The 4705-nt window shown below is 27.5% G+C and carries 7 protein-coding genes; 5 read left to right on the forward strand and 2 right to left on the reverse strand.

Annotation, left to right across the window (positions count from 1 at the left end; translation table 11 throughout):
* The first annotated feature begins 86 nt into the window (after positions 1–86).
* From B4H69_RS10505 to arsB, 4 genes are all read left to right on the forward strand, one after another.
* Positions 87–416 (forward strand): ArsR/SmtB family transcription factor, encoded by a 330-nt coding sequence (locus B4H69_RS10505; protein WP_180906567.1) that lies wholly within the window; start codon positions 87–89, stop codon positions 414–416.
* A 79-nt stretch (positions 417–495) separates the two neighbouring features.
* Positions 496–960 (forward strand): DUF6428 family protein, encoded by a 465-nt coding sequence (locus tag B4H69_RS10510; protein ID WP_180906568.1) that lies wholly within the window; start codon positions 496–498, stop codon positions 958–960.
* Positions 961–973: 13 nt separating this feature from the next.
* The gene (locus B4H69_RS10515; protein WP_280046351.1) at positions 974–1588 is read left to right on the forward strand and encodes a protein-tyrosine-phosphatase; all 615 of its coding nucleotides are present in this window, start codon (positions 974–976) and stop codon (positions 1586–1588) included.
* Positions 1589–1590: 2 nt separating this feature from the next.
* Positions 1591–2616, forward strand: a complete 1026-nt coding sequence (gene arsB, locus B4H69_RS10520; RefSeq protein ID WP_180906570.1) for an ACR3 family arsenite efflux transporter — start codon at positions 1591–1593, stop codon at positions 2614–2616.
* 51 nt (positions 2617–2667) lie between these two features.
* Here the strand turns inward: arsB and B4H69_RS10525 are convergent, their stop codons facing one another.
* Together B4H69_RS10525 and B4H69_RS10530 are read right to left on the reverse strand one after the other, a co-directional pair.
* On the reverse strand, positions 2668–2790 hold the full coding sequence (locus B4H69_RS10525; RefSeq protein ID WP_180906571.1) for a DUF2196 domain-containing protein: 123 nt from the start codon (positions 2788–2790) through the stop codon (positions 2668–2670).
* 476 nt (positions 2791–3266) lie between these two features.
* Positions 3267–3485 (reverse strand): hypothetical protein, encoded by a 219-nt coding sequence (locus B4H69_RS10530; RefSeq protein WP_180906572.1) that lies wholly within the window; start codon positions 3483–3485, stop codon positions 3267–3269.
* Between the two features lie 211 nt (positions 3486–3696).
* Between B4H69_RS10530 and B4H69_RS10535 the strand changes: the two genes are divergently transcribed.
* A partial coding sequence (locus B4H69_RS10535) for a hypothetical protein (protein WP_291093887.1) occupies positions 3697–4705 on the forward strand: 1009 nt, incomplete at its 3' end.

Genomic DNA, 4705 nt, shown 5'->3' on the forward strand with positions numbered 1-4705 from the left:
AACGGGTTTAAATAATGTTTTTGAATAAAAAAATAGTTTTAAATTTAAAATTTATATCGTAATATTGCGATGTAATAAAATGTAAAATGGGAATTACTAAAACAGAGATGTTTACAAAAGAACAAAATAGATTAGCTGTAATGTTTAAGGTTTTAGGACATCCAGCTCGTATTGCTATTTTGCAACATATTATCAATCAAAAAGCTTGTATTTGCAATGATTTGGTAGAAGAATTGGGATTAGCGCAAGCAACGATTTCTCAACATTTAAAAGAATTAAAAAATATAGGAATTATACAAGGTTCTATAGAAGGTAAATCTGTTTGTTATTGTATTGAAGAAAAAGTATGGAAAGAGATACAAAATGAACTTGTTACTTTCTTTAATCAAGAAGTGAAAGTTAATCAATGCTGTTAAAGGCATTTTTTTTTAATCTAGATCCATCGTAATATTACGATTAATAAATAAAGAAAATAAATTTAAAAACTCAATTCATATGACACTTGAACAAATCAAAGAGATATTGCCAAATTTAGACAATGTTGAATTTCAATTAGAAGATGGGACATTTGTACCAGAATATTTCCACGTAACAGAAGTAGGACAAATCACCAAAAACTTTATTGATTGTGGTGGAACAATAAGAACTGAAAAAGTCGTGAATTTCCAACTATGGAATGCTGACGATTTTGAACATCGTTTAAAACCAAATAAATTGCTTCACATCATCCAGCTTTCAGAAAGTAAATTAGGGATTGAGAACAGCGAAATAGAAGTAGAATATCAAGCCGAAACAATTGGAAAGTATGATTTAGAATTCAATGGAAAACATTTTGTCTTAAAGAATAAACATACAGCCTGTTTAGCAGAAGATGCGTGTGGTATTTCAAATCAAAAACCTAAGTTAAAATTATCAGAAATTCAGTCATCTTGTTGCACACCAAACTCAGGATGTTGTTAAAAAATCAAAAAAAATGTATTCAATATTAAAAGAAAACATAACTAATTTTCAAAATTTTGAGGCAATATCTACAGGTAGAAAGGCTGTTTTACAGACTTTAGTAGAATACATTCAACAAAAATTAGACAATGGACAAACTGTAAATCTTAACTTTATTTGCAGACACAATTCACGCCGAAGCCATTTTTCACAAGTTTGGGCACAAATGGCAGCTTCTTATTACCATATTGAAAATGTTTTTTGTTATTCAGGTGGAACAGAACAAACGGCGCTATTTCCAAAAGTAGTAGAAACATTAAGTAACCAAGGCTTTCATATTTTCAAAATTGCAGAAAATAACAATCCAATTTACGCTATTAAATATAGCGAAAATGCTCTGCCTATCATAGGTTTTTCTAAAAAATATGATGATTTTTTCAATCCTATTTCTGAATTTGTAGCAATCATGACTTGTTCGCAGGCTGATGGCGAATGTCCATTTATTGCGGGTGCAGAAAAAAGAATATCCCTAAGCTTCGAAGATCCCAAAACTTCAGATGGTATACCACAACAAAATCTTATTTATACACAAAGAAGTACTGAAATAGCAACAGAAATGTTTTATGTTTTTTCTCAAATAACAAAATAAGTATGCAACCGAAACTAAAATTTTTAGACAGATACCTCACTCTTTGGATATTCCTCGCAATGGCAATCGGTATAGGTTTGAGTTATTTATTTCCATCAATTTCAATCCTTACAAACTCATTGAGTGTCGGTACTACAAATATTCCGTTAGCAATAGGATTGATCCTAATGATGTACCCACCTTTGGCAAAAGTAGATTATTCTTTATTACCTCAAGCTTTTAAGGATAAAAAAGTAATCGGTATATCATTATTTCTTAATTGGTTTGTTGGCTCACTGTTAATGTTTGGCTTAGCAATTTTGTTTCTAAGAAGCGAACCTGATTATATGACAGGTTTGATATTAATAGGCTTAGCAAGATGTATTGCAATGGTAATTGTTTGGAGCGATTTAGCCAAAGCAAACCGAGAGTATACAGCAATGTTAGTAGCCTTGAATAGTATCTTTCAAATACTTTCTTACAGTTTTTTGGTTTGGTTATTCATCAATGTCTTACCTAATCAATTAGGGTTAGCCAATTTCAATGTAAATGTATCGATGAAAGATGTCACAGAAAGTGTACTAATTTACTTAGGAATTCCTTTTTTAGCAGGATTTTTTAGTCGTTACGCATTGATTAAATCAAAAGGTTTGAAATGGTACAACAGAAAATTTATTCCTAAAATATCGCCTATAACTTTATATGCTTTATTGTTTACTATTATATTAATGTTCAGTTTGAAAGGAAATAAAATAGTACAATTACCATTAGATGTCATAAAAATAGCAATCCCTTTAATCATCTATTTTGTACTAATGTTTTTTATTAGCTTCTTTATCAATAAATGGCTAAAAGTTCCTTACAATAAAAATGCATCAATTGCATTTACAGCAACAGGAAACAACTTCGAATTAGCAATTGCTGTTGCTATCGCTGTATTTGGGATCAATTCTCCACAAGCATTTGTAGGTGTTATAGGTCCGTTAGTGGAAGTTCCTGTGTTGATACTTTTAGTTAGGGCAAGTTTGTGGTTAAAGAAAAAGTATTAAAAAACTCTTATTAATACTAATATGAGCTTTTAATTTATAATTTGATTCGTTCTAAAAATCGTCTTCAATAATTTTCTGCACTCGTCCAATTTGTCCATCCATCAAACGAACTTTTATACTATGATGATGATAAGACGTAGAAGTCAATAAATCTTTCACGATACCCTCTGTCAATCTTCAGTTCGTTAATCCTTTTTCAATAAAAATTAAAAATTTAGATTTTTTGAGAGCGGTTTTTTGCTTTTTGGTCAATGCTTTATTAATAAAATCTTGGATACCTTAATGTTAATTACGGTATCCAAAACAATAATATTATTTTAATTAAATGTATTTCGAAATTCTAAAGAAGAAAAATTAACCTTTTTATAGAATTATTTTTTTAAATCTTGTAGTATATTCCAATCCCTACTCATAAGCAATTTCGCTTACTGATAGTTTTGTAGTTGTTAACCTTACTTTTGTTTTTCAATCAACATATTATGAATATTTTCTTGAGTATTTTTTCAAATAACTATTTTAAGTAAACTATTCAGGCGATTTGGAGTTACATTTAACTTGAAGTGCTATCTCCGTTAAACTAGATATACTTTTGTTAATATTTTCTTCAGAATTAAAATGATAATTCAACAATTAATATCTTTCAAGTACTCTTATTTTAAATATTTTTTCATAATACTCAATACATTTTTGAGAGATTGTTCAGTAATTAAAATGGTTGACTTTTCTATCGTTCTAGTTCTAAAATCATCACAACAAGCGATAATTCTAAAGCCATCTTTTGTTTCAATAAACTTTGGACTTTCATTGTGATCAGAACATTTTTCTACTTCAATAATATCTTTAATAAATTCGTAGTTAATTTTATCCATGGTAGAGAGCTTTTATAAAATTATTTAATTTATTATTTTTTATCTTTTAAGTTAATCCCATTATAATTTTAAAAATTGTGAGATATTATAAATTTTAATACTTGATTTACAGTTCATCATAAAAAAACATCAACTCATCATTTTATTTTTGAACATTATAAAGATCGCTAATATTTTTGAATCAAAATAATTAACATATAATCAAATCACAATGAAAAAATTTTTAAATATCATTAAGTTTATATTCATATCAATTTTAAGCATTTTTATACTTGTATTTATTTACTTTTTTATAAGTAATAAATTGTTTTTAGAATCAAAAAATGAGAGTAATTTGTCATATTTAGCTCAAAATAAAACTGACGTTACAAATTCAATTGATGAAAAACTATTTGATAATGATTTTTATAAATCAAAGGTTTTTCTGCTAGGCGAAATTCATGGATATGCAGATAATCAAAAATTAGATAAAGAGCTACTTTTTTTCTTAAATAGAAAGTTAGGTGTGAGATACTATATAGCAGAAATGGATAGCATAACAGCAAAAAAAATAAATATTTTTTTGGAGGATAGTTTGAAAGATAGGGAAACATTAAAAGAAGTAGTATTAGCAATAAAGAAAAGAATACCACAACAGTCTAGTCAAGAATTATTTGATAAATGGAATGAAATATATGACTATAATCAAAAAATAGCAGATTCATTAAAAATAAAAGTAATTGGGATTGACAAAAATTTTGACGATAACTCAAAAGAGTCCAGAGATTTAGCAATGGCAAATAATTTTAAGAATACAATCAAAAAATTGAAACTTGAAAATGAAAAATTTTATGGTCTTTTTGGTTATTATCACGTTTTGCAAAATGCAACTGAAAATGGGAGAGGAACATTCGCTTCTGAATTAAAAAAATCAAATATTAAAACAACAAGTTTTGTTAGTTATACTATAGATAGTGAAATGTATATGCCAAAAAATCCTCAGTTTCCTACTCCAGAAAATGAAAAAATAGATTGGATAAATGCAGACGGTCCTTTACAATTAGTAAAAGGAATAAATGATCTAAAAGAATTAAGCAAGCCAAATACAATAACACTTTTTAAGTTAAATTCACAAAATTCGCCTTACAACAATTCGAAGTATTTAATCAATGTAAAATCTAGAATTTTTGGAGAAAATATAGTTCCTCAAAATGGTAGATTGTACGTTGTCAAAATAAATG

Source organism: Empedobacter sp. UBA6745, from assembly GCF_002453775.1.
GTDB classification, from domain to species: Bacteria; Bacteroidota; Bacteroidia; order Flavobacteriales; family Weeksellaceae; genus Empedobacter; species Empedobacter falsenii_C.